General features: G+C 39.2%; 22 protein-coding genes. 13 read left to right on the top strand and 9 right to left on the bottom strand.

Annotation, left to right across the window (positions count from 1 at the left end):
• The first annotated feature begins 23 nt into the window (after positions 1-23).
• Entirely contained in the window at positions 24-1,979 is a 1,956-nt protein-coding gene (locus IPI59_10085; protein ID MBK7527880.1) for a BamA/TamA family outer membrane protein, read from the top strand.
• Positions 1,980-2,213: 234 nt separating this feature from the next.
• Entirely contained in the window at positions 2,214-3,410 is a 1,197-nt protein-coding gene (locus IPI59_10080) for a tetratricopeptide repeat protein (GenBank protein MBK7527879.1), read from the top strand.
• Positions 3,411-3,629: 219 nt separating this feature from the next.
• Here the strand turns inward: IPI59_10080 and IPI59_10075 are convergent, their stop codons facing one another.
• From IPI59_10075 to IPI59_10065, 3 genes are all read right to left on the bottom strand, one after another.
• A complete protein-coding gene (locus IPI59_10075; GenBank protein MBK7527878.1) occupies positions 3,630-3,854 on the bottom strand; it encodes a hypothetical protein in 225 nt (74 codons plus the stop codon).
• Positions 3,855-3,997: 143 nt separating this feature from the next.
• Positions 3,998-4,873 carry an SPFH domain-containing protein gene (locus tag IPI59_10070; GenBank protein ID MBK7527877.1) on the bottom strand — a complete coding sequence of 292 codons (876 nt, stop codon included), beginning with the start codon at positions 4,871-4,873 and terminating at the stop codon, positions 3,998-4,000.
• 236 nt (positions 4,874-5,109) lie between these two features.
• Positions 5,110-6,249 (bottom strand): hypothetical protein, encoded by a 1,140-nt coding sequence (locus IPI59_10065; protein MBK7527876.1) that lies wholly within the window; start codon positions 6,247-6,249, stop codon positions 5,110-5,112.
• Positions 6,250-6,595: 346 nt separating this feature from the next.
• Between IPI59_10065 and IPI59_10060 the strand changes: the two genes are divergently transcribed.
• The 3 genes from IPI59_10060 to IPI59_10050 all read left to right on the top strand — a co-directional run bounded on the left by IPI59_10060 (position 6,596) and on the right by IPI59_10050 (position 9,521).
• Positions 6,596-6,970: a T9SS type A sorting domain-containing protein gene (locus tag IPI59_10060; GenBank protein MBK7527875.1), complete on the top strand. Its 375-nt coding sequence runs from the start codon at positions 6,596-6,598 to the stop codon at positions 6,968-6,970.
• A 119-nt stretch (positions 6,971-7,089) separates the two neighbouring features.
• Positions 7,090-8,367, top strand: a complete 1,278-nt coding sequence (locus IPI59_10055) for a hypothetical protein (protein ID MBK7527874.1) — start codon at positions 7,090-7,092, stop codon at positions 8,365-8,367.
• A 182-nt stretch (positions 8,368-8,549) separates the two neighbouring features.
• Positions 8,550-9,521: a DsbA family protein gene (locus IPI59_10050; GenBank protein MBK7527873.1), complete on the top strand. Its 972-nt coding sequence runs from the start codon at positions 8,550-8,552 to the stop codon at positions 9,519-9,521.
• A 48-nt stretch (positions 9,522-9,569) separates the two neighbouring features.
• Here IPI59_10050 and IPI59_10045 read toward each other — a convergent pair whose 3' ends face one another.
• A complete protein-coding gene (locus tag IPI59_10045) occupies positions 9,570-11,057 on the bottom strand; it encodes a cation:dicarboxylase symporter family transporter (protein ID MBK7527872.1) in 1,488 nt (495 codons plus the stop codon).
• Between the two features lie 238 nt (positions 11,058-11,295).
• Between IPI59_10045 and IPI59_10040 the strand changes: the two genes are divergently transcribed.
• From IPI59_10040 to IPI59_10030, 3 genes are all read left to right on the top strand, one after another.
• Positions 11,296-11,928: an START domain-containing protein gene (locus IPI59_10040; protein MBK7527871.1), complete on the top strand. Its 633-nt coding sequence runs from the start codon at positions 11,296-11,298 to the stop codon at positions 11,926-11,928.
• A gap of 174 nt (positions 11,929-12,102) precedes the next feature.
• Complete coding sequence (gene pruA, locus IPI59_10035; protein ID MBK7527870.1) at positions 12,103-13,734, top strand: L-glutamate gamma-semialdehyde dehydrogenase; 1,632 nt, start codon at positions 12,103-12,105, stop codon at positions 13,732-13,734.
• 68 nt (positions 13,735-13,802) lie between these two features.
• Positions 13,803-14,801, top strand: a complete 999-nt coding sequence (locus IPI59_10030) for a glycosyltransferase family 9 protein (GenBank protein MBK7527869.1) — start codon at positions 13,803-13,805, stop codon at positions 14,799-14,801.
• Between the two features lie 2 nt (positions 14,802-14,803).
• Here IPI59_10030 and IPI59_10025 read toward each other — a convergent pair whose 3' ends face one another.
• From IPI59_10025 to IPI59_10010, 4 genes are all read right to left on the bottom strand, one after another.
• On the bottom strand, positions 14,804-15,859 hold the full coding sequence (locus IPI59_10025) for a hypothetical protein (protein ID MBK7527868.1): 1,056 nt from the start codon (positions 15,857-15,859) through the stop codon (positions 14,804-14,806).
• A 32-nt stretch (positions 15,860-15,891) separates the two neighbouring features.
• The gene (locus IPI59_10020) at positions 15,892-16,617 is read right to left on the bottom strand and encodes an NRDE family protein (protein ID MBK7527867.1); all 726 of its coding nucleotides are present in this window, start codon (positions 16,615-16,617) and stop codon (positions 15,892-15,894) included.
• A 44-nt stretch (positions 16,618-16,661) separates the two neighbouring features.
• Positions 16,662-17,222 carry a hypothetical protein gene (locus IPI59_10015; protein ID MBK7527866.1) on the bottom strand — a complete coding sequence of 187 codons (561 nt, stop codon included), beginning with the start codon at positions 17,220-17,222 and terminating at the stop codon, positions 16,662-16,664.
• A 114-nt stretch (positions 17,223-17,336) separates the two neighbouring features.
• Positions 17,337-17,891, bottom strand: coding sequence for a hypothetical protein (locus IPI59_10010; protein MBK7527865.1), 555 nt, complete (start codon positions 17,889-17,891; stop codon positions 17,337-17,339).
• A gap of 161 nt (positions 17,892-18,052) precedes the next feature.
• On the opposite strand from IPI59_10010, the gene IPI59_10005 reads away from it, so the two are divergent.
• Together IPI59_10005 and IPI59_10000 are read left to right on the top strand one after the other, a co-directional pair.
• A complete protein-coding gene (locus IPI59_10005; protein MBK7527864.1) occupies positions 18,053-18,847 on the top strand; it encodes a TerC family protein in 795 nt (264 codons plus the stop codon).
• Between the two features lie 64 nt (positions 18,848-18,911).
• Positions 18,912-20,195 (top strand): MFS transporter, encoded by a 1,284-nt coding sequence (locus IPI59_10000; GenBank protein MBK7527863.1) that lies wholly within the window; start codon positions 18,912-18,914, stop codon positions 20,193-20,195.
• Here the strand turns inward: IPI59_10000 and IPI59_09995 are convergent.
• Positions 20,141-20,785, bottom strand: a complete 645-nt coding sequence (locus tag IPI59_09995; GenBank protein ID MBK7527862.1) for a molybdenum cofactor guanylyltransferase — start codon at positions 20,783-20,785, stop codon at positions 20,141-20,143. The genes IPI59_10000 and IPI59_09995 overlap by 55 nt on opposite strands.
• 472 nt (positions 20,786-21,257) lie before the next feature.
• Here IPI59_09995 and IPI59_09990 point away from each other — a divergent pair, with 472 nt between their 5' ends.
• Genes IPI59_09990 through IPI59_09980 form a run of 3 tightly spaced genes read left to right on the top strand, consistent with a single transcriptional unit; the run spans position 21,258 to position 22,044 of the window.
• Complete coding sequence (locus tag IPI59_09990) at positions 21,258-21,395, top strand: hypothetical protein (protein ID MBK7527861.1); 138 nt, start codon at positions 21,258-21,260, stop codon at positions 21,393-21,395.
• A gap of 2 nt (positions 21,396-21,397) precedes the next feature.
• Entirely contained in the window at positions 21,398-21,952 is a 555-nt protein-coding gene (locus IPI59_09985) for an IS982 family transposase (protein ID MBK7527860.1), read from the top strand.
• Complete coding sequence (locus tag IPI59_09980; GenBank protein MBK7527859.1) at positions 21,949-22,044, top strand: hypothetical protein; 96 nt, start codon at positions 21,949-21,951, stop codon at positions 22,042-22,044. Before IPI59_09985 ends, IPI59_09980 begins: the two co-directional genes overlap by 4 nt.
• Positions 22,045-22,165 lie beyond the last annotated feature (121 nt).

Genomic DNA, 22,165 nt, shown 5'->3' with positions numbered 1-22,165 from the left:
CCCTACTTTATAGATGCCTAACAATGAAACCTCCGCTTTTTCAAATTTTCATCCGGATAAAAAAAACCTTGCTTAGTCAAAAAAATAATTGTTTTATGACTTTGTATAGGTTGTGTTTTGCTTTTTTGATTCTAAGTCTATTCCCAGCAATTACTGCAAAGGCACAAACCAATAATATACAGTTACAAATAATTATTATCGATAGCGAAATTAACGACTCGACCGCAATAAGCAAAACCTTAGTATGGAAAAATTTACCGCGTTTTTTTCCGGATGAAACAAGTTGTAAAACAGCTTTGTTTGACTGGGCTAATAGCTTGCGCAATTCCGGATGGTGGGCATTTTCAATAGATAGTTTCAGTTTAAAACCAAGGAACGAAAATGAAAAAATCTTAGCGGCCTATACCTATATTGGCCCGCGTTATGCGTGGAATCAAATAGTTGCATCAAAAAATAATTCACCCCCCCCTACCCTACCCTTTTTAGCCGATACTGCCAAACTAAACAAACAATTAAGCAGCAACAAAAACCTGCCACAAGCACCGTTATTAACCCACCCAAAAGCCCTGTTACAAGCCGCCGAAAACAATGGCTACCCCTTTGCCGAAGTGATTTTTGATAGTTTAACCATAAAAAAACCACATCGTGCAACCGCTTATTACCAATTTAAAGCCAACAACTATATTGTATTAGATAGTTTTACCGTTTTTGGCTCGGCAAGGTTAAACAAAACCTATTTAGCGCGCTACTTAAACCTTAAAAAAGGAAGACCATACAGCGAAGCTCAACTACATAATGCCAGCAATAGGTTGCGCGAACTGGCTTTTGCCAAACCAACACAACCTCCTCAAATCAGATTTGCCGCCGATAAAGCCTATATTGATTTTTATGCCGATGCACAAAAGGCAAGTCGGTTTAATTTATTATTAGGCGTATTGCCAAACCCACAAGCTAATGCCATCAACGGCCAAAAGCGCTATGCACTTACCGGCGAGGGCGAACTATTATTGCTAAACGCATTTAACGGGGGCGAATTATGGCAGTTGCAGTTTAAACAATATCCGGGAAAAACTTCGCAATTAATGATTCAAACACAATATCCTTACTTGCCGGTTGTTCCGTTGGGTGCTAACGTAAAATTCGATTTATACTTGCGCGATACCTTGTACCGCGACCTAACAATTTACGGCAGTTTGCAATATATTTTATCCGGAAATAACTGGATAAAAGGTTTTATTGAAAACAAAACAACCACCTTATTATCGGTCAATACCAACTGGATAAAAACAAACAAAACACTGCCTTCCAATTTAGACCAGCAACACTTGTTTTATGGTTTTGAAGCCAATTACGAAGCCCTCGATTTTAGGCTTAACCCGCTTAAAGGGTGGCAAATAATGCTACAATTAGCCACCGGAACCCGCAAACTAAAACAAAATACAGCCATTATTGCCGCCGGCAACGAAGCTGGCATTAATTTAACAGAGGCATACAACCAACTCAACACGCAAAACAGGCAATGGCGATTGCACTACTCGTTGGCTAAATTTTGGCCGTTAAGCAAGCGAATGACTATTAAAACCCAAGGGGCCGGCGGTTATTTGGCCGCTTTTGAGCCTTCGGAAAACGAACTTTTCAGAATAGGAGGCAATAAGTTATTTAGGGGATTTAACGAAGATGCATTTTTAACTGCCAACTACCAAATAGCAACCCTTGAAGCCCGTTTTTTGTGGAGTGCCGAAACCTATATTTTTTTGTTTGCTGATGGCGGCTATCTTTGGCGAACTAATAAAGTAGCTTTGCAAAAAACTAATCCGGATGCTGCTTTTGCCGATTTTACATTTGCCACAGGTTTGGGATTTACTTTTCCGACAAAAGCCGGCATTTTTGGCCTCAGTTACGCAGTTGGCAGTATATTGCCCGCCTCGCCCACGTTTAAATCCGGAAAAATACATTTAGGCTATGTTAACTATTTTTAAAAAAGCACAGCAAGAACAATGCGCCCTCCTACTTTTATTAGGCCGTATCATCCTTAATTAAATAGCTGCATATCTGGCAATTACAAGCTCAATTCTTATAACTGCCAATAAAAATGCCTAACTTTGCACTATATAAACTATAGAATATCAAGAAGTGTTATTAAACGCTTTAACAACATAAACATCCAAAGAAAAGTAAAAGGTTAGCCTTATTTTATTAAAACCAATTTTAACATGAAAAAAAATAATTTATTTGCATTTTTGCTTTTATTATTCCTTAGCACTTCGGCAGGTTTTGCCCAATCAAGTGACGTAATGAGTGCCTACACCTACCTTAACAATTACATAAGCTACAAAGAAGATGACTACCTAAACAAAGCCAAAACAGCTATAGACGACGCCATTAACAAAATGAAAACCAAAGGTGAGGACACCGTTAAGGGCAAATCGAGCGCGAAAGCTTTTTTATACAAAGGTCAAATTTATACCGAATTAGCGTTAAAAAAACAGCAGGGTGCCGCCCTTGAGGCCTACAACGCTTTTAAAAAATCAAAATCTTTAGACGACAAGGGCCGTTTTACCGACGAAATTGAAAATGGCTTGTTTAGAATAACCGGTGTATTATACGAGGCCGGATTTGATTTTTATAAAGCAGCTAATTATAAAGAAGGCTATAATCATTTTATAAAAGTGCTTGAAATAGGCGATTTGGATGCCAAAAAAACCAAATCGGGGGCTATTGATACGACAACTATTTACGCTGCCGCCCTTTGCGCCGATAATGCCGGAATGAAAGACGAAGCAAAAAAATTATATCATCAGTTAATGGACGTAAAATACAAAGATGTAGCCGTTTTCCTTTCTTTGTCAAACATTTACAGGGCCGAAGGAGATGATGCCAAAGCAAATGCCATTTTAAAACAAGGTCGCGAAATGTTTCCAGATGATAAAAATTTGGCGATCGAAGAGGTAAACTTCTTATTAAAAAATGGAAAGCAAGACGAAGCAATTCAAAAAATGGAAGAAGCCATAAAACTTGACCCAAAAAATGCAAGTTTACATTTTGCCCTTGCCACAGCTTACGACAGTAAAAAATTAAACGACAAAGCTGTTGAAAGCTATCAAAAATCGCTTGAAATTGATCCAAAGTATTTTGATGCACTCTATAATTTGGGCACTTTGTACTACAACCAAGCCACTGAAAAAAATACTGAAATGAATAATGTTGATTTTAGAGACCAGAAAAAATATGATGCCCTAAAGGCCGAGCGCGATGCACTTTTTAACAAAGCATTGCCATTTTTTGAGCAAGCCTACAATGTTAACAATAAAGATGCCAGTACCTTAATTGCATTAAAAGAAATTTGGGCAATTAAAGGCGACCTTAAAAAATCGGGTGAGTTTAAAGCACAACATGAGGCTTTAAAATAGAACCCAGAGAAAAGAACAAATTAAATTATTAATTGCCTGAACCATTAGATTTAGGCTGTCGAACGATGGGGGCTGTGCGAGGCAAAAGCATTACTGATGCCAAAGCAAAGCCCTCATCGGTTATATATAGGGCAACTTCTGTTTGATTAAACTTAAAAATAGCATCAGCGCTGATTGCATGGACGCAAATTGCTAACTAATTATTGGCAATAGCAATAATTACTCCTTTTCGGGCATATTATCAAAAGGCGGTTCAGGTTTTTGTACTTCTTGTTGTTGTTGGGAGTTGATATTGGCTGGCAACCGGCCTTTTTGTTTTAACATTTCTCGTATTATCCACTCTAATTGTCCATTGGCACTTCTAAACTCATCGGCAGCCCAGCGCTCAACTGCATTGAGCAGTTGAGCATCTACGCGCAAGGCAAATGTTTTTTTCTTTTCCATAGTACAAACAAGTTAGTTATAATAAATAAATTAAAAAAACCAAAGCGAAAAAATACGATTGCGTTTTGTTCATTTTTCTTTTGCCCAAGAGCAAACAAATATCCGTTTCGCTTTAGTTTTAGCCAAGGGTTAAGGGCATTTTGTTAATAAATTGAGCCAGCATTTACAACTGGTTGGGCGGCATTGTCTGAGCAAAGTACTACCAACAAATTGCTTACCATAGTGGCTTTTTTGTCTTCGTCTAAGTGGACAATTTCTTTAGTGCCAAGTTCGTGCAGTGCCATTTCGACCATGCTGACTGCGCCTTCAACAATACGTTTGCGGGCGGCAATTACGGCAGTTGCTTGTTGTCGTTGTAACATAGCGTGGGCAATTTCGGGGGCATAGGCTAAGTTGCTAATCCGGGCTTCAACAATTTGGATTCCGGCAATGCCTAAGCGCTCTTGCATTTCGTGTTCTAACAAATGGTTTACCTCTTCTCCGCCAGAGCGCAATGAGGTTTCTCTGTCGTGGTCGTCAAACGAATCGTAGGAAAAACTTCCGGCCAATTTGCGCAATGCCGATTCAGTCTGTATTTCAACAAATCGCTCGTAGTGGTCAACTTCAAAAGCACTTTTATAGGTATCTAAAACACGCCATACCACCACGGCACTAATTAGTATGGGGTTGCCCAATTTGTCGTTCACTTTTATAGGTTTGGTTTCGAGGTTGCGGGCGCGCAATGAGATGCGTTTTTTAGTATAGAACGGGTTAGTCCAAAAAAATCCGTTGTCGCGCACCGAGCCAACATAGTCGCCAAACAAGGTTAAAACACTCGATTCGTTTGGGTCGAGCACTAAAAAGCCGGCCATGGCTATTAAAAAACAAAGCCCAGATATAATTGCAACAACAACACCTAATATTGGGTTAATTGATAGCAAGCCAGTTGCAGCATAAATAGTTAAGCCTAATAATATTGCCAATAGCAATAAGCCCATAAAGCCCGAAATGGGGCGAGTTAGCGTTTCTTTTGAGTTCATTTTTAATTGTTTTAAATGTATTTTGATATTATTTTGATATTATTTTAGATTAATAACGATAACAGCAGGTAAATAGTTCCTTTTCCGGAAAAAATTTTTTTTTATCCGGATTTATTACCTAAACAGTCCTGTTCAAATAGTTGAAGTTAAAAAGACATTCCAGAAAGACTTGCTTGCCAATCTATTTCCGGAAACAAATAATGGAACAAAGTTTGCGCCCTTTTCTCTGCTTTCAGTTAGTAATTTTGTTTGTTCCAATAGATATTTGGCAATCCGTTTTGGGTATAATACACAATAACGCGGCCTGTTACGTTGTAATTTTGGGCTATTTGGGGGTTGTACTTTGTTTGTTCGGCGTTGGTGCTAAGCACTAAGTTTGAAATCTGCCGTATATCTCCTTCATAAAAGCAATGCAAACGGCCGTCATTGTCAGTAAAAGCCACTACTCCTTCAAAATCGCATTTAAAAGAGGTAGGTGTATAGGGGGCAACTTTGTAATTTTTTCCTTGGTACCAAATATTAAAAAAGCCTAAATCGTCAATAAAAATGAGGGTATTGTCAACAATAGTAAAACTGCGCGGTGCAACGGGCAATAGTTCGGTAATTTGGTTGTTGGCGTAAAGTTTAAACGAGTTGTCGTAGGCAACCCAAGCGGCTATATTTTTGCCAACTTCAAACGAGTTGTGCCAGTTTTCTTCGGCTAAGGTTGTGTTGCCGGCATCCCAAATAATAAAATCGTTTGCCTTGTTTTTGTAAGCAACAAAATTATCTCCGGGTATAAAATACTCCGATGCATTGTTATCAATTTCAATTTCCTGGCCATTTTTCCAAATAAAAAGAGCATCATTTTCGGTAAGCCAAAACACGCTTGCATAGTTGGCATCAAACTGAATAATAGGATACCGTCCTTCAATACTTACCTCGCTGTTATAAAAAATTTTAAAATAGCCGTCATAATCAACCCAAGCTAAAACACTATCTGCTAAGGCGTACCTAAGTTCGCCGTCGGTACTGGGAATTCCAAGGCTAAGGGGCTGCTTAACATCGTCATAAATTACTGATAAAATATTGTTTGTGTTGTCTAAAGTAAGGTATCGGGTAGTTTTTATTTCGCTGGTGGCAAAACGGTGCAAAATATACGTTGTGTCTTGCCAAACCCGAATAATATTTTCGATGGGCGAAGTGTAAATAAAAAAATCGCCGCCGGTTAAAATATTATTAACTTTATGATGCGTAATTGGGGTGGTTTTTCCGGAATTAAAAAACTGCAAACGCAACTCTTGGTCTATAAACCAGGTGGCATTTTGAGCTATTACGCCATTAAAAGCAGCTAAAAATGTAAGGAAGGCGGCAATTTTGCTTATAAATACAAACATAGAAAAATAAAAATTAAAAAAAACTTGCCTAATAAAAAAATATTTGCGTACTTTGCAAGTAATAATACAATAAATAAATGACAATAAGGTTTATGAGCCTTTGCTATTTATTGACAGTTTTGACAACAATTTGTTAAATAAAATTAAGTAACAATACAATCAAAACTTTTTGTGCTGTAAGTTTGTACTTAATTGTAATGATTTCATTTTTTTGGCAAGATTGTTGCCTTAATCATAAAACAAATAACTGTTTGCATTTATCACTTTACTCGTTCTTTTAACAACTATAAATCTAAAATTATTACCCATATTGTATTAAACTAATTACACCAACCAAAATAATTTTATGAAATATCTATTTACACTTATACTTTCTTTTTTATTTGTTACCTTAATATCAATAAGTGCCGAGGCTGCTAATAATAAATTAGGACCAGAAATGGCTACTGCCAATGTAGTGGTTAATGGTAGCCCCAATGTTACACTTGCACCCAACCCTTGCAACACATATAGTATAATTAAATTTGAAAACCCGTTGGGCTTAACCCATTCAGTTGAAGTCTTTGACTTAATAGGTAACAAAGTTTACGAAGTACAAAATATCGAAGGAAACTCAACTCGTCTAAATGTTAACAGCCTTGAGCCGGGTATGTATTTTGTATTTCTATACCGCGAAAATCAAAAAATTTACCGTAGCCGATTAATTATAAGCCGCAACTAAGTTTTGCCGCTCCCAGTCAACCAAATTAATAAGTTTTTTTTTCTTTTTTTTTACCACATTACTTTTGTGATGTGGTTTTTTTGTTTTACAACTAAAATAATTGATTGCGCTAAAAAAGTATGCTCGAAATTTTATTGCTTATATTTTATTTTGCGTTGTTCACCATCCTCTTAGGCTGGCAGCTAAAAAGAACTAATTCAGTGCCGCCTACTATAAACCTACCTAAATACTGGTGGTTTGCTGCATTATGGCTACACCTGCTTGGTGCATTAAGCTATGGCCTAATACATTGGTATTTTTTAAATAAAGCCGATACGTTTCAATATTTTATAGAGGGAAAACGAATATTTAGCTTGCTCGAAACACATCCATCCGGATTTTGGCGCATGTTGTTAGGCCCAAATGCACAAACTACCAGCGACCCCGTTTTAAATCAACTCCTGCCCGAAATTTCATCTTGGAGCGATGCAAGGTCATATATGATGGTGCGTTTAGTTGCCGCCTTTTATTTTTTTGCCGGAGGCAGTTATATTGTAATGGGTTTGTTTTGGGGGGCCATATCGTTTTGGGCGTTGCGTTTATTTTACCACATTTTTGCTCTATATACTCAATATAAATTATTTTTTGTTACACTGTTTTTAAGTCCTTCAATTGCTTTTTGGGGCGCCGGCCTTCATAAAGATGCGCTTACTATTGCCAGTATTTGTTGCATTGTATCTGGGTGCCATTTATTATTTTTTAAGTCCCATTATCCCAAAACAAAAGCTATTATTTTGCTGCTAATAGGTTGTATCGGTCAATGGTTAATACGCAATTATGTTTTGCCGTTTGTTCTTTTACCCTGTCTGCTGATGGTATTTACAATTAAATGGCCACAAAAACAAACTATAATATTTGTACTTGTTTACGGCTTTGGTTTCGCTTTACTGCTACTTACAGCCAACAGCCAACACCCCTTAGCCCTAAAAATATGGAAAGAATTGCGGTTTTTGCAATGGTATTTTGTAGTCTATAACCACGGAAATGCCGATATTGCCGTTAATTTGATGCAACAAAACCCTTTGCAGCTATTAGGCAACAGTTTTGCTGCCTTGTTAAACGCAGGGTTACGCCCACTTTGGAATGATATTAAAAACCCCTTTGCTTTAATAGCCTTTTTTGAAACTGTTTTGCTCTTAGCCATTGGTATTTACCGAGGGATAGCGGGTAATTATGCGCCGCTTAAAAACTTAGGCTTACTAAGTTTGTTCTTTGTGGTAAGCTATTTATGGTTTATAGGCTTAATTAATGATAATATAGGAACAACTATTCGCTACAAAGTGGTTGTAATGCCATTTCTTGTGGCTTTATTGTGGTGGGCACCGCCTAATTTATCCGGATTAAATGAGACAAAATAAACACCATGTTTAGTTTTTTAAAAATAAGCAAATATCATAATCTAATTTTATCCGGATAAATTTTATGCTTTACCTTGGCTTTTAAATTTACCAACCGCATGAAAACTACTTTACACTTTTTTATTTTCCTTATACTGGTTTTAACTTTCTATCAATGTCAAAACAAAATTAAAACAACAACCATGTTACAAAATAAAAATACAAAAAATAGTAGCAACCCTTTGCTTTGCGACCCCGATACCGGTGTTTGTGCCATACCGTATTTAACCGAAAAAAGCCAAATGACCGCCGAACAAAATTCAAATGAATTATTACCTGCCTCTAAACCCATTCGTATTATTTATTTTACCGACCCCATTTGCTCGTCTTGCTGGGGTATTGAGGCGCAACTGCGCAAATTAAAACTTCAATATGGGCATTTAATACATATTGAATACTGTATGGGTGGACTTTTGCCTTCGTGGGAGGTGTATAATAGCGGCGGAATTTCGGAGCCAGCAAACGTAGCACAACATTGGGACGAAGTTGCCCTGCATTACCAAATGCCCATTGATGGCGGAGTTTGGCTTGCCGACCCACTGCCCTCGTCGTACCCGCCTTCGATAGCTTTTAAGGCGGCACAACTTCAAAATCCGGATAAAGCACTACTGTTTATGCGCATCATTCGCGAAATGGTGTTTGTTGAAAAAAAGAATATCACAAAATTGGAGCATTTATTAGATGCCGCTTCAAAAGCCAAACTCAACATCGAACAATTTAAAGCCGACTATACTTTGGGGGCTGCTAAACAATTATTTGAAAACGATTTACATTTAGCTCAAAAAATGGGCGCAAGGGGTTTTCCAACTTTATTTTTTAGCAATAATTTTGAGGAACAAGTAACGGTTTACGGTGCACGCCCGTACGAAACTTTTGAACAAGCCATTTTTAAACTTTATCCGGATGCAGCAGCCCAACCCGGCTCAGCTCAACCCTTACCCGATGATTTATGGAAAATGTATAACAGTTATACTGCCAAAGAGTGGTCGCTGCTAACCAACAGCAGTTTTAGCGCCGCCGAAAAGCAAATGGATGCATTAATGGGGATCTATAATTTAGAAAAAATCACAATTAAAAGCGGTAGCCTTTGGCGCAAAAAATCAATTAACAATTAAGTTTATAATTTTCCGGAGTTTAAAAGTTGCATTACTAAAAGGTCAGGCTCAAACTTGGTTAGTTTCATTTTGCTGGTCATTGGGTGAGGCTGCTAAGTCGGGCGCGGCTAATTCGCCCTCCGAGCGAGCAATAACGGCACTTGCTAAGCAATTACCTATCACGTTAACCGATGTTCGCGCCATGTCCATTAGCTCGTCAATACCCATAATGAGGTAAATAGGCCACTCGGGCAGGCCAAACGATGCAGCCGTGCCAAATAATATTACAAGCGAGGCTCTTGGCACGCCAGCCACCCCTTTGCTTGTAAGCATTAAAGTTAATAAAATTAGTAATTGTTGCCCCAAACTAAGGTCAATGCCAGCAGCTTGTGCCACAAAAATGGTTGCCAACGAAAGGTAAAGGGTTGTGCCATCGAGGTTAAAACTATAACCCATTGGCAAAACAAAAGCAATAATTTTTCGTGGTACACCAAATTTTTCCATCGCATTCATAGCCTTGGGTAAGGCTGCCTCGCTGCTTGTAGTAGCAAATGCCAACGAAACAGGTTCGGCAATAGTGCGCAATAGGCGTAAAAAATCAATTTTAAAAATTAGCGCTACGGGCAACAAAACGCCAAAAATAAATGCCAACAACGCGATATATAAAGTTGCCACCAATAAAAATAAATTTTTAAGCACGCCTAATCCCATGTGGCCAACTGTATAAGCCATAGCTGCTCCAACAGCAACAGGGGCAAAATACATAATAAAAGCAGTAAATTTAAACATGACCTCGGTAAGGCTTTCGGCCCAATGAAGCATGGTTTTTCGGTGGTCGGCGCGTACAAACAACAAGGCTATTCCGAATAAAATACTAAATATCACAATTTGTAAAACCTGCCCATCGTAAATCATTTTTGCAGCGTTTTCAGGAAATATATGCAGTACAACCTCCTCCCATTTTTGTTTTACGGGTACTGGCATGGGGCTTAACGCTTTATCGCCGTTTAGTAGCTGAAAGGTATTTTTTGTTGTATCTAATTTTACCGTTAACTGGCTGGCTGGCATTAGCGTTGTTGTTTCAACTTCTTTTTTGGCTATACCCAATCCGGCACCAGTTATATTAATCGCTGCCAAACCAATAAACAAGGCAATAGTTGTAACAATTTCAAAATACAATAACGACTTCCAGCCCATACGCCCTACTTGTTTTATATTACTGTGGCCGGCAATACCCACTACCAAGGTTCCAAAAAGTAAGGGCGCAATTATAGTTTTGATGAGCCTGATAAAAACCTTGTTGCAAACATTCAAATGCTGCGAAAAATCCGGAAAACTATATCCCAACTCAATACCCAGCACCATGCTAAACAAAATCCATCCGGTAAGTGCACGGCGCAAATACGTCCAATAAGCTATCGAACCGATGGTTGCCCACCTAAAAAGGGTCAACACCTTAGACGGTATTGCAATAGTAAACTCGTGCACCAAAACGTGCAAGAACAAAGTAATTGTACCCAAAAAAATAAGAGCTAAAATAGTGTTGCGATTTTTCATGTATTGATTTAAGGTGATTTTAATTTTAAGTCCTAATGGTTGAACTGAGTTAAAGGCAAAAGTCCGGATAATTTTTGAGCTAAGGAAAAAATAGAATTTATTTTCGTAAAAAAACTGTGTGAGTACTAAACCATAAAAAAACAGAAATGTCAAAGTAAAGACAACAACTTTAAATTCTATCTGTTATCAAAGTTAATATCAATAAGAACAACTTATTCATAACCTAAACCTTTTTATTATGCTAAATTTATTTGTAGTTATTTTCGTTTGGCTGTTAAATAGTTTTGCCACCCCCTATTATTTGCCGGCCGAAACCCCACAAGCAATAAAGCCTGATTGGGAACTTGTTAAAAACCAAAAGGGGATTAAAGTTTATACTAAAGTAATGCCGGGCTACTCGTTAAAAGCTTTTAAAGGCACAGTACGTATAAATACTGATAGCGATGCGTGTTTGGCCTTGCTACAAGATTTTGACAGCTATCACACTTGGATGCACACTTGCCCCGAAAGCAAACTAGTAAGGCAAGTTAGTAAATATGAACATTATGTTTATACCGTTACCGATGCCCCCTGGCCAATTACCGACCGAGATTTAATAAGCCATTGCCTTGCCACTACAGATGCCAGCGGCACAATAACAATAGCCTTATCATGCGCCCCAAACGAAATTCCAGAAAAATCCAATCGCATCCGGATAAAAAAATTAGACGGTTATTGGAAACTTACCCCGGTTAATGCCACAACCACCGATGTAGTTTATCAGGCCGTCAGCGACTCGGGCGGCTCGGTACCTGCTTGGGCGGCAAACATGACCATGACAGACGTGCCCTTTTATACCTTGCTTAATATGAAAAGCAAATTAGAAAAATAGACGATTGCAGTTTTTTTGCTAATTTTGCGTGATGATAGAACTAATTGTAGTAGAAACTATATTTTATTCTTAATTTATACATTTTCCGGATGTAAAACGCTTTTATATCCGGAAAATGTTTTATTGTTTTAGTTTGGTTGAAACCCTTTCTTCTTACTTTTTATTATCTTATCTATGCCTAAAGGTGTGTTTTCGGTGCCGTTGCCTACCAACGAGCCAGTTTTAACCTATGCGCCCAATACCCCCGAGCGCCAGCAATTAAAGGCTGCCCTTGCCGCTGCCAAAGCCCAACAAATTACTGTTCCGATGTATATTGGCGGCAAACAAATTACCACCGACAATTTGGTTGCCATGCGCCCCCCTCACGAACATGCCCACATTTTAGGCCATTTTTACAAAGGTAATGCCACCCATGTGCAACAAGCTATTGAGGCTGCCTTAGCCGCTAAACCCGATTGGGAGGACATGGCTTGGGAACACAGAATTGCCATATTTTTAAAAGCCGCCGAGCTAATTGCCGGCCCCTACCGCGCCCGAATTAACGCTGCAACCATGCTGGGGCAATCTAAAAATGCTTTTCAGGCCGAAATTGACTCGGCTTGCGAGTTAGCCGACTTTTTGCGCTTTAACGCCCATTATGCCGAACAAATTTACCAAAACCAGCCAGGTTCGTCGCCCGGTGTGTGGAACCGGATGGAATACCGCCCCTTAGAGGGGTTTGTAGTAGCTATTACGCCTTTCAATTTTACAGCTATTGCGGGTAATTTGCCCTCATCGCCCGCCATGATGGGTAATACCGTAGTTTGGAAGCCCGCCGAAACCCAAATTTTTTCAGCCCAAGTTATAATGGAAGTGTTTAGAACTGCTGGACTGCCCGATGGCGTTATTAATTTGGTTTTTGCGCCCGGCCCCGATGTTGGTGCTGCTTGTTTTGCGCATCCGGAGTTTGCCGGCATTCACTTTACCGGCTCAACCGGCACGTTTCAATATATGTGGCGCACCATTGGGCAAAACATAAGCAATTATAAATCGTATCCACGCATTGTAGGCGAAACAGGCGGAAAGGATTTTGTGTTTGCACACCCATCGGCCAACCCCGCCGAAGTAGCTACCGCCTTAAGCCGCGGCGCCTTTGAGTATCAAGGGCAAAAATGTTCAGCAGCATCAAGGGCATATTTACCCTCGAACATGCACAAGGAAATCATCCGGAAAATGGCAGAAGATATAGCAGCTTTCAAAATGGGTACAGTCGAAAATTTTGGCAATTTTATTAATGCCGTTATTGACGAAAAATCGTTCAACAGTATTACAAAATATATTGACGATGCCCACCAAGCCAGCGGCGCCGATGTAATTATTGGTGGCAACTACAACAAAAGCACCGGATATTTTATTGAGCCAACTGTAATTTTAACCAATAACCCGCATTATACAACTATGTGCGAAGAGATTTTTGGTCCAGTTTTAACTGTATATGTTTATGACGAAAACAAATATAACGAAACCCTACAGTTGGTAAACAACACCTCGCCGTATGCCTTAACGGGCGCATTTTTAGCCACTGACCGCAAAGCAATTGAACACGCCAGTAAAGTGTTGCGCCATGCCGCCGGTAATTTTTATATTAACGACAAACCTACCGGAGCCGTTGTAAACCAACAGCCCTTTGGCGGCGCACGCGCCAGTGGAACAAACGACAAGGCTGGCTCGTACCTTAATTTAATTCGCTGGGTTTCGCCAAGGGTAATAAAAGAAAATTTTGTACCGCCTACCGATTTTCGCTACCCGTTTTTAAACGAAGATTAAAAGTAGCATTTCGCAAAATAGCTTCCTGATGAGGCTAAAACCTAATTTTCATCCGGATAAATAAACAAGTGCCTAAAATATTAGTACTGCGTTATAGTGCCATTGGCGATATTGTTCTAACCAGTCCTGTTTTGCGCTGCTTGTATCAGCAATTACCCAATTGCGAAATACATGTGGCTACCAAGCAGGGTTTTGCAATAATACATAGCGCTAACCCATATATATACAAAGTACATTGTTTGGATGATTCGTTATGGGAACATATTTGCAGTTTACGGCAGCACCAATTCGATTTTGTTGTTGATTTGCACCACAATCAGCGGACATTTATTATTAAAAATGCCTTGACAAAACCCAGCAAATCGTTTCCAAAATTAAATATTGAAAAATGGCTATTGGTTAATTTTAAAATCAATAAAATGCCAAATTTACATATTGTGGACAGGTATTTTGAGGCAGTGGCAGGGCTTGGTATCAAAAACGACCACGCTGGCTTAGATTTTTTTATTGATCCTAATAACGAAATTGATTTACAAGTTTTTTTTCAACAAACAGAAAAGCAGCCTTATATTGCCTTGGTATTAGGGGCAACTTACGCCACAAAAGCACTTCTTACGGCGCAACTCATTGCCTTGTGTAATACAATAAAACTACCTACTGTGCTTTTAGGCGGCAAAGCCGAGATGCCTACTGCACAAGCCATTGTACAGGCGTGTGCAAAAAATGCCAATTTAGCCATCTTTAATGCCTGCGGTATTTTAAATTTACATCAATCGGCATCGGTTTTGCGCCAGGCCCATAAAGTAATTACCCACGATACCGGCCTGATGCATATTGCGGCAGCTTTTAAAAAGCCAATGTTTACAATTTGGGGTAATACAGTGCCAGGTTTTGGTATGTACCCTTATTATCCGGAAGCAGAACAGCACCTCTACCAAATTTCGGAGGTTGCCGGTTTGCCCTGCCGACCTTGTTCAAAATTGGGTTATTCAGCTTGCCCTAAAAAACATTTTAATTGTATGCTTTTACAAAATTTGCCTCAAATAACAAGCTGGGCTAACGAATAAATTTATTTATCGGCATAAGATTGGTATCGTTTCTGCGTTTTCCAATATTTTTTAAGCTCGCCAAATGTATAGTAAGGTATTGCTTTACTTCGGTGATTGTGCCGGGCAATTTGGTAAACTAATTTCCAATGATACAATAAATCGCGCTGGGCTGCCCAATAGGGGTATCCGGATTGATAGATGTGGGCTGGCTCGGCTCCGACACCATTAATTTCTAAAATTTGTAAGTTCCGCCCCGCTGCCAAATCATCTAAGCTAGGGCATCTCAAATCGAAACGCACGTAATACATGCCCGGCAAGGTTTGCATAATCTGGGTAAACGCATGGTGCATTTGCGGTGTAATTAAATAGTTGCCGTTTATAAATTTAGTGCCCCTGCAATGATTGCCAACAGGCTCGAGCAGAATAGTTTGCCCATCAAAGGGTATTTGCGCCAAAACATCCGGATAATGGGTTTCAAAACGGCTTAATTGCATTGAGGTGTGGATGTTATTTGCCATTAATTGCCTGATATTGCTTTTGCCATCTCCGGTAACGCTCATAAATGATTTTAAGGTTACCGATGTTACTACCGTAGTCGAGGAAGAGTTCGGTTGGACACAACAAAATATACCGGCTTCTATGGGATGTAACACATAGGCTTGCACTATTACATCCATTTCCGGATATTTATTAAGGTACGCTTGTAATTGGGCTTCGTTTTGTATAACTTGCACCAATAAACCCCGGCAGCCTACATCGGGCTTGGCAATTAAGGGGTAGCTAATGCCTTTTTGCGCTATGCCTTGCGCGGTAAGATGCCAATTTTGCCTCGCTTTTACCAAAACAATGGCGGGCTGTAAATGGGCGGGTAACTGGGCTAATATTTTACTTTTCGACTCGCCAAAAATACCACCCGTTTCAATATTTGGGTTGGCTGCCGTAAAATAAAACAACGACCTTGCTTTTAAACTGCACCAAAGCCAGTACACCATTACAAAAGGGTAAACCATAAAAAACGGCCAAAACTCCCATTGGGTAAGCCGTATATACCAAACTGGTTTTATATGCTGAGACAAAATAAAGGTTGTGGTTAAATAAGAGTGATTTTTTACCGAGGTTGTGGTTCAAATTCCATCCGGATGCGTTGCTGGCTATTGTCAACCAAATCAAAATAGGTAAAAATGGCGCTGTGTTGTTGTACTTCTATCTGGCTAATACTAATTGTTTGGACTATATTGTTGCGGTTCATAACCAAAGCATTTTGGGGGTCGTGGCTGCCTGCCGTGCGGTGAAACTGCAAAATTTGGGCAGCAGTAGGCGGCGCTTGTTGCTGATGGCTTAAAAAATGGTCAAACCATTGTTGCCGTTCGCTGGCTATATGGGTTGGGTACAAGGTTGATGAGGACCAAATTTCGGGTTGATTTGCATTAAGCGGTTTTAGGGTTGCAAAATGGCCATTCCAGCGCAGCAAAGCTAATTGGTTGTTTTCAAAAATTATTAAACTAAACGGTTCAATGCCTTTAAGTTGGTAACCCGAGGCAAAATCGTCAAGGGTGGCAAATTGCATAGCATCGAGTAGTACCAGGCCTCTGCTTTTGCGGTAAGGTGTTTGGCGTTTGTGGGCAAAATCGGCACCATTGAGCAAACATACCAAACGGCGTTGTGCCGACAAAACTAACCAAGTGCCGCCGGCAATAGGCTCGCGGGGGTAGGCAAGCTGCGTGTCGCCGTTATAAAACAATACCGAAGCGTGACGATGAGGGGCTTCGTCTCGGTTGTTAGTTAAAATAAAATGAGCAGGGCCATTAAGCGGCAAATATGTTACCGTACACATTGCTATTATTTAATGTTTGTGGCGTTTGTTGCTTCTTGTTGCTGTTAGCTGCCAATATTAGCGTTAGTGTTATTTTGAAGGCGATTTTGATGTTGATAATGAATAGTGGTTGGGGCAATACCAAACGCATCGGGTACGGTTAGCGAAGGAGCTATTGTATTTAGGCCAATCCGGATGATAGCCATGTGATGAATAGCGTGTTCTAAATTATACACCAATTCGCGAATTAAAGTGGTGGGCGTATGTATAAACTCGTCGGGGTTATCCGGATGAAAATGCGAAATCAGCACCAGTTCGCTGTTTAGCGTGTTCTCTTTATCATCGCCCAAAGAAGCAATTTGCTCACAAACTTGGGCTATAGCATTTAAAGCATAGCTTGGGTCGTTTTCGAGGTGTAAATTGCGCTGCCTAAGGTCGTAGCTAACCTGTTTTTGTGGATATTGTTGCAACAAGCATTGGCAAAACTCAACAATATGGCGGGTGTGTTGCCCTATACTTGCCCCCATTAAAATGGGTAAGGGTGTACTATAATCGCGGGGGCTTAATACTTGTAAATAACAATACAAGCTTGTAAGCGTATTGTTTAAATAATTTACAACTTGCATATAATTATCAGTGTATAAATAATATTTGGCTTGCAATTAAATTTTTATATATACAAAACCGGCAACAAAAATACAAATAAAAAAGGTAATAAAGCATAATTTTTTAACCGTTCATCAAAATAGCCACCATTTAAAAATACCTTTCCGGTTAGCGCGGCGGTTGGCGCGTTCTTGTTTTTTTAAATCGCGGTGGCTAATGGCAACATACCTCAATGAAACCCCGGTATGCCATCCGATATATTTATTATCCGGATGATATAGGTGGAAAGCCGGTTTTACATCAAACGAGAATTGAATGCGCAGAATGGGAAGTTTCCATTCAAGGCCGGCAATAGCAGTCGCCCCCCCATAAAAACCCAAAGTGTAATTATAACCCAAGTGTGGCCCCGCACCTACATAATAGTTAAACCACTTGCCTATAATGGGTATATGGTACTGTGGTAAAACAGTTAAGGAAGCTGAATTTAGATTAAAATTCAAAATAGGTTCGATGGTGGTACGGGGCAAAACCCTATGTTGTACTGTTATTCCTACGCCATTGTTGCCCCCCCTAAGCCCAACACAAGTGCCGTAGCGTTGCGCCTTTAACGGCACACATATCATTGTAAATAACAATAACGCAGCTATACCTTTTAGCAATTTATCTTTTTGCATCTTAATTTTGTCCATGGTGTTACGGTAGCCGTAGTGTTTTAGAAGGGCAAATTTCGGAAAAAATAAGGCAGTTACCCTGTTTTTGTAAATTTATTGCTAATTTTGCCCCTCTCCAAATTTTTTGCTTAGTTTAATTCCTTTTATTTACCAACACTTATTACTATTTATATTTATTTATGGCCGAAATACTTACAAGCGCAGGCTTAATTAGTTTAATTACCCTAACCTTTATGGAAATTGTATTGGGCATAGACAATTTAGTGTTTTTGTCCATCTTGTCGGGGCGTCTGCCTAAAAGCCAACAATCAAATGCAAGGCGTATTGGTTTAGTTTTGGCTTTGGCAATAAGAATTGGATTATTATTTAGTATTTCTTGGATTGTAAGTTTAAAAGAACCTGTTTTTAATGTGCACATTCCTATTGCAAACGATGCCCATTTAGCTATGTCTTGGCGCGATATTATTTTATTTTTAGGGGGCATTTTTTTATTGTACAAATCAACCAACGAAATACACCAAAAAATTGAAGGCGAAGAGCACCACCCACAAGCACGGCAGCGTAAGCTTAGCTTTAATAGCGTAATATTTCAAATTGTTATGCTTGACATTGTGTTTTCGTTCGACTCAATTTTAACTGCCGTAGGTTTAGTACAAAATGTTACGATTATGATTATTGCCGTTGTAATTTCTATGGTCGTTATGATTATTTTTGCAGACAGTATTGCCGAATTTATAAACCGCCACCCAAGCATGAAAGTATTGGCTTTGGCTTTCTTGTTGCTAATAGGCTTTATGTTAGTGTTCGAGGGTTTGCACAGTTTACACCACCAAGAAGTACCAAAAGGCTATATTTACTTTGCTATTTTCTTTTCGTTGGCCGTTGAGTTGCTTAATATCCGTATGCGCAAAAAACAAGCTGATATTATTTCAGAAGCCCATAGTACCGATACCGCTCCTAATCATCCGGAGTAAAATTTTAAGTCAACTTTTTGCCGCCAAATCTGGTATCGTTTGTATTACTTGATCAAAAATTATTTTGCCTAACTCCTCCTTGCACACAGCAGCAAGTTCAAAAAATAGCCATAAATTAAAACAGCTATTTATAACTTCGTTGCTCGATTTTACGGCATTTGGCATCATTATGCCCTTGTTGCCCTTTATTTTCTCGACCAACCCCGAAAAAGGGCTATTTGCCGCCAATTACACCCAACCTACCCTTACAACCTATTACGGTTTATTATTAGGCGTATTTTCGATATGTTCGTTTTTGTCTTCGCCATTATTAGGAGCTTTAAGCGACAGAATAGGCCGGAAAAAGGTATTTTTATTGGCCTACCTAGTAAATTTTGTTTCGTATGGGTTAATTTTATCCGGATGCTGGTTGCAAAGCATTAGTTTATTTTTTATAGCTCGTATTTTGCATGGCTGTTTAGGTGTAACACAAATTACCCTCCAATCGGCCATTGCCGACCTTAGTACACCCCAAACAAGTGCTAAAAATTTTGGCATTGTTGGCGTAACCTTTGGTTTAGGTTTTGTAGTAGGCATATTAATAGATGTTGGCTTACAAACGCTTCATTGGTTTAGCTACGAGTTGGCAATTGGCTTAGCTATGGGAATATGTTTTGTAAATATTATTTATTTGCACTTTTTTATGCCCGAAACCCTGCAAAACCCCACACACAAACCGCTATATTGGTTTACTGGGGTCTTAAATGTAAAAAAAGCATTTAGCGAGCCGCGTTTTAGATTGTTATTTTTAACCATTTTTGCCTTAACCATTGGTTTTATATTTTTTGTTCAGTTTTTTCAATATTTTGTTACCCTGCGTTTTCATTTAGATTTTAATGGCACCGGATTAATTTTAATATATACCGGATTGTTAATTGCCCTGATGCAACAACTGGCTTTGCCCTGGTTTAGCAAACGGTTTGAGCCAAAAATTTTACTGCGCTATTTTATTCCGTTGTTTGGCTTGGGATTTGCCGCTTTGCTGCTGCCCACCCAAGTTTGGCAATTAGTAGTAATGCTGCCGCTTTTAGTTTTTTTTCAAAGTATTGTTTTTCCTTGTTTGTTGGCATTGGTATCGGATTTGGCTACGCCAAGCGAACAGGGGCAAATAATGGGTATCAACCAATCGGTGCAGGCATTGGCCAACGCACTGCCGCCTATTTTAATAGGTTTTGCAGTGGGGCATAATGTTGCCTTTGCTTTGGCTCCGGGAATGGTTGGCAGCTTAATTGCCACCTGGTTGTATTTTCGTTATCAAGCGAAATCGAAATTACAATCATCTATATCCTCCTTTAACAAATCGGCATAATGGTTGGGGGTGTTTATATTAAACAAAACCGGAAAACGACCTCTTGTAAATTTTTGTAACGAAACAATTTGCACCGCTGGTTGAAGCGTTTCAATAAACGCTTGTAATTTAAATTGCTGCTGGTTTAAGTACTGGGTAATGTTTGGAAGCAAATTTTTAGCATACAAACCCAATAAAGGATGGCAGCGTTGCCCATCACTGGCTATTATTGCGCGCGCGCTTGTGGTTTCAGCCTGCTTAATTAAATAACCCAATGCAGTTCGTGTAATTAAAGGCGTATCGCAGCTAATTATCAAACAGTAATTGGTTTTTGCAGAGGCGTGGCTCAGGGCTGCTTCAATACCAGCCAATGGGCCGCAATCTGTGCGTAAATCACTAATAGTTGTAAATCCCAATTGCGTGTATTGCGGCTGGTTGGCTACTACTACAATTTGATTTACAAAAGGCTGTATAACTTGGGCAATATGTTCGATAAAAGTTTTGCCCTGCCAACTCAATAATCCTTTGGGCTGCCCCATCATGCGGGTACTTTTTCCGCCGGCTAAAATGTAGCCGGTAAGCAGCGATGATTGTAAGGAGGAGGACTTCATTAATTTACAAATGTCTGAAACTATTGAATAGCATACAGTATATACTTCGCAATTTACAGCAATTTTTAAAATTTCCGGAGTAATGTTTAATGTGTCCGTAGTTTCCTAAGTCTAAAACCCTTTGAAACAAGGGAATTAGTACAAACAAAACCTTAAAAACTCTTTAATCCAAGATCCGATAGCTTAGGTTTTTTTACTCAAACACATACAACTTAAAATAAATGTCGTAAATTGCGGCAATATAGAACTCACCATTTAACGGCCATTTGCTATGATTTTCTACCTTGCCACCACCTCCCGCGCCGGCACCAGCCGCGCTTTAAGCAAGGGCAGGAGTAAATACTAAACGTAACGTGAATTCGGAGCTAAGCTATAAAAAATAGGGGGATTAGTATAGTTGATAGGAATAAAAACAGGAGCATAGTTATCTTTGTAGTGTCCAAAACTGCAAACAATACTACCCCCTGTTTTTATGAAGTCCAAAGATACAAAATTTGATGTGTCCATGTTATTTGAATTATTTTTTTTTGTAGATAATGCCTGTTTGCTGATGCAACAATGGGTTGCTCAGCATTGGCTTAGCGAAGGTAAAACAATGCCACGCCTTTAGTAGTGCCCAAAATTTCGGAAAGTGAGATACTTACGATTCTGATTTTCTACCACTATTCGGGCTATAAATGTTTTGAATATTACTATAAAGCATTGGTTTTGAATGACTTAAAGACCTATTTTCCTACTGCCCCATCCTACAACTATTTTATAGAGTTAATAGAACGGGTTGCTCTTCCTATGGCGATTTTAGCCAAATTAACCTGCCAGCAAGCAGAAAAAACAGGAATTTATTACATAGATGCCAAAGCGCTACCTGTTTGTGACATGCTGCGAGCCAAGCAACATAAAGTTTTTGCTCAAACCGCCTCGAAAGGAAAATCTTCTATGGGGTGGTTTTTCGGCTTTAAGCTCCACCTGATAGTCAATCACAAAGGACAAATCGTGGACTTTGCTTTGACTACAGGACAGGTGGCAGACAATAGTAAAGACCTCTTAAACAAGCTATTAGAGAAAATATCAGGCACATTGTTTGGCGATAAAGGCTATTTGACTACCTTATGGAACAACTTTTTTGAAAAAGGACTAAAAATAATTACCAAAGTCAAAAGAATATGAAAAACAGACTAATGTCCTTAGAAGAAAGGCTCTTATTGAAAAAAAGACCTATGATTGAAGCCATTAATGATATTTTGACCCTCGGCTTTTGACTTAGAACATACCAGACACAGAAAACCACAGAATGCTTTTGTCCATATAGTCGCTAGCTTGGTAGCCTATCAGTTTTACCCCAATAAACCTCAAGTAGATCTTGCTAAAATTTACTAAGTA

The sequence above is a fragment of the Sphingobacteriales bacterium genome (assembly GCA_016706405.1).
Lineage (GTDB): Bacteria > Bacteroidota > Bacteroidia > Chitinophagales > UBA2359 > BJ6.
The sequence above is the reverse complement of the archived record's forward strand: the minus strand, read 5'-3'. Positions and strand labels throughout refer to the sequence as shown.